Annotated in this window: 4 protein-coding genes; 2 read left to right on the top strand and 2 right to left on the bottom strand. The window is 42.9% G+C overall.

The features are described from left to right. Positions 1 to 51 precede the first annotated feature (51 nt). The gene (locus tag B9J87_RS00835) at positions 52 to 732 is read left to right on the top strand and encodes a TVP38/TMEM64 family protein (protein ID WP_094149190.1); all 681 of its coding nucleotides are present in this window, start codon (positions 52 to 54) and stop codon (positions 730 to 732) included. An 8-nt stretch (positions 733 to 740) separates the two neighbouring features. Then, the gene (locus tag B9J87_RS00840) at positions 741 to 1,058 is read left to right on the top strand and encodes a putative signal transducing protein (RefSeq protein WP_013857075.1); all 318 of its coding nucleotides are present in this window, start codon (positions 741 to 743) and stop codon (positions 1,056 to 1,058) included. On the opposite strand, the gene B9J87_RS00845 is transcribed toward B9J87_RS00840, so the two are convergent. Together B9J87_RS00845 and B9J87_RS00850 are read right to left on the bottom strand one after the other, a co-directional pair. After that, positions 1,055 to 1,855, bottom strand: a complete 801-nt coding sequence (locus tag B9J87_RS00845) for an alpha/beta fold hydrolase (RefSeq protein ID WP_019282196.1) — start codon at positions 1,853 to 1,855, stop codon at positions 1,055 to 1,057. The genes B9J87_RS00840 and B9J87_RS00845 overlap by 4 nt on opposite strands. A gap of 133 nt (positions 1,856 to 1,988) precedes the next feature. Then, positions 1,989 to 2,846, bottom strand: an 858-nt coding sequence (locus tag B9J87_RS00850) for a glycosyltransferase (protein ID WP_141201523.1), incomplete at its 5' end; no start/stop codon positions are given.

The raw sequence follows: 2,846 nt of genomic DNA on the forward strand, positions 1-2,846 counted from the left end.
CCTCTGTCTTCTTCACTATATCTAGTAAAATATGTCGTTTTGAGGAATACCATGAATAAAAAACTTCTCTTAGGCTTGGCTTTATTTGCCTTTATTATCTTTTTGATTGTAAATTTTGGCCACTATCTAACGTTAGATAATGCCAAAGCACAGCAAATGCTATTAAACGAATACATTAGCCAAAACGTGATCAGCGCTGCTTTGATCTATTTCTCACTCTATATTGTGCTCACCGCTTTCTCTATCCCAGGAGCGGCGGTCGTCACGTTACTGGGCGCTGCGCTGTTTGGTTTTTGGACTAGCTTACTGCTTGTCTCCTTTGCCAGCACCATAGGCGCAACTATCGCCTTTTTGAGTAGCCGTTTCTTACTGCGTGAATGGATTCAAACAAAATTTGGTCAAAAGCTGCAAACGATCAATCAAGGCGTTGCAAAAGATGGGGCATTTTATCTATTCTCATTGCGCTTAATTCCGGTTTTCCCTTTTTTCTTGATTAATTTATTAATGGGCCTAACACCCATATCAACCGCTCGCTTTTACCTGATTAGCCAACTCGGTATGCTACCCGGCACTGCCGTTTATCTGAATGCTGGTACTCAACTATCTGAAATTGAAAGCTTATCCGGTATTGTATCTCCTTCGGTTTTGCTTTCATTTGCTCTATTAGGTCTTTTTCCTATTCTCACCAAGTGGATTATGGCCAGATTGAACAAAAACCCAACTTCCGCCTGAAGTGAATAATGATGAAAATTTGTGTTTCAAACCACCCGATAGAGGCATATATAGTTTGTCAGTATTTACAGCAATTCAATATTCGCTGTGAAGTGAGAGGCGATAACTTATACGGCTTAGGTGGAGAGCTCCCTTTTTCAGAAGAAACCTTGCCCTATATATGGCTGTTGGATGAAACTCAAATCGCCGAGGCTCAAGCACAATTATTGGCCTATCAGATAGAAGAGATAAACGAAGAACCTAACTGGGTTTGTGGACAGTGCAACGAGGAAAATGGGCCGCAGTTTGCAGCCTGCTGGTACTGCGGTTGTTTAGATTCAGACTAACGAGTCTGATGCTGGCGGATGAACTCAATTGAGTGGTGGTTAAACATCTCAGACTGTTCAACATTACACACGTGGCCGCAATCTGGGATTTCTAATAACACACTTTGTCTATGCATTGCCACCATGTCTTTAACGGGTTGAATGAACATATAGTCTCTCTCTCCCATAAGATAAAGAGTAGGAATGGGCAGCTCTTTCTCTTTGAAGCATTTCATCAGAGGATTGACTTCGGAAGTCAGCATAAACCAGCGTTTAAACTCTTTTTGGCACAGCTTCTTCGCTTCTCGAATAAAAAGATGCCGTGACTCTTTTTGGTTGCGTTGTGGCATCACAATGTAAGCAAACAGACGATAAAGCCACATGTAAGGAATGATGTGTTTACTCAAATTACCCAACTTTACGAGCACTTGAGAGCGCACATTCAAACGGGTTATCGCTCCGCCCAAAACCATAGAGCAAACTCGCCCAGTCGCTATTTCAGCAAGATTACGCACAATAATGGTGCCGAGTGACATTCCAACAAAATGGGCAGACTGAATTTTCAAATGATCGAGCACTTTGAGAATATCAAGAGTGACGGATTTAAACGTGTAACGATTTGCCATCAACTCTTTAAACAGTTGGTTTGACTTGCCATGACCTCGTAAATCAACTAATAACAGGTTGAAATGCTCACGGTACGCTTTGATTTGCTTAAACCAGATGGATGAACTTCCACCTGCACCATGCACAAAAACAACCCATTCATCACTGGTGGGATGCAGGTAGGTCTTATGGAAAAGTAGGCTATGAGACATACAAAACCGTTAATCAGCTTCAATTTGAGAAACGCAAGACTACCACAAAACGGGGGCTGAATAGCAAAAAATCATGCGGGCTCGTTCGGCTAAACAAGTAAGGCGCCAAAGCGCCTTACTTGTTATAAAAACATCAGTCATGAAACGCGAGATGATACATCTTGATGTACTCTTTCGCTGAATCCTGCCAGCTAAAATTTTGTCGCATCGCCCTCTGCTGAACCTCCAACATAGTTTCGGGATGTTGAAGATAAAACAGCATCGCTCGCTGCATTGCAATAAGCAGTGCTTCTGGAGAAGGATCATGAAAACCAAAGCCGGTCGCTTCTTCAGGAAACTTATCATAATCACGCACGGTGTCTTTTAAACCACCAACTTCACGAACGATGGGCAGCGTGCCATAAGCCATGCTGTAGATCTGATTCAAACCGCAAGCTTCAAATTCTGAAGGCATTAAGAAGAAATCAGAACCGGCTTCAACCAAATGTGCAAAACGATTGCTATAAGCTTCAACAAACGCAAATTTATCAGCATGCTTCGCCGCCATTTTATGTAGCTGAACAGCAACTTCAGGCTCTCCTGTGCCAACAATAATGAGCTGAGCATCATTGCGTAAGAACGACTCTAGTATAGGTAAAATATAGTGGAAACCTTTTTGGTGGGTGAGTCGACAAACCATCCCAAACAAAGGCAAGTCACGCTGAGGTAATTGCAGCTCCTCTTGCAACATGCGCTTACTCGCCCGTTTGCCCGCTTGAAGTGATTCAGCTTCATCACAGTAGCCAAGAGGAAGAAATTCATCGTTTTGTGGATCCCACTCGCTATAATCACACCCATTAACGATGCCGTGCAAATCTCTAGCTCGGTGAACAAAATCATCTACTAACCCATGAGAGCCAAGCGGTGTTAGCAGCTCGGAAGCATAATTAGGGCTAACGGCATTGATTTTGTCAGCAAAGGCAATCCCTGCTCTTAGCATACTGACGTGATC

Origin of the sequence: Vibrio sp. V19_P1S1T109, from assembly GCF_002241375.1 — a bacterium.
In the GTDB taxonomy this organism is placed as follows: domain Bacteria; phylum Pseudomonadota; class Gammaproteobacteria; order Enterobacterales; family Vibrionaceae; genus Vibrio; species Vibrio anguillarum.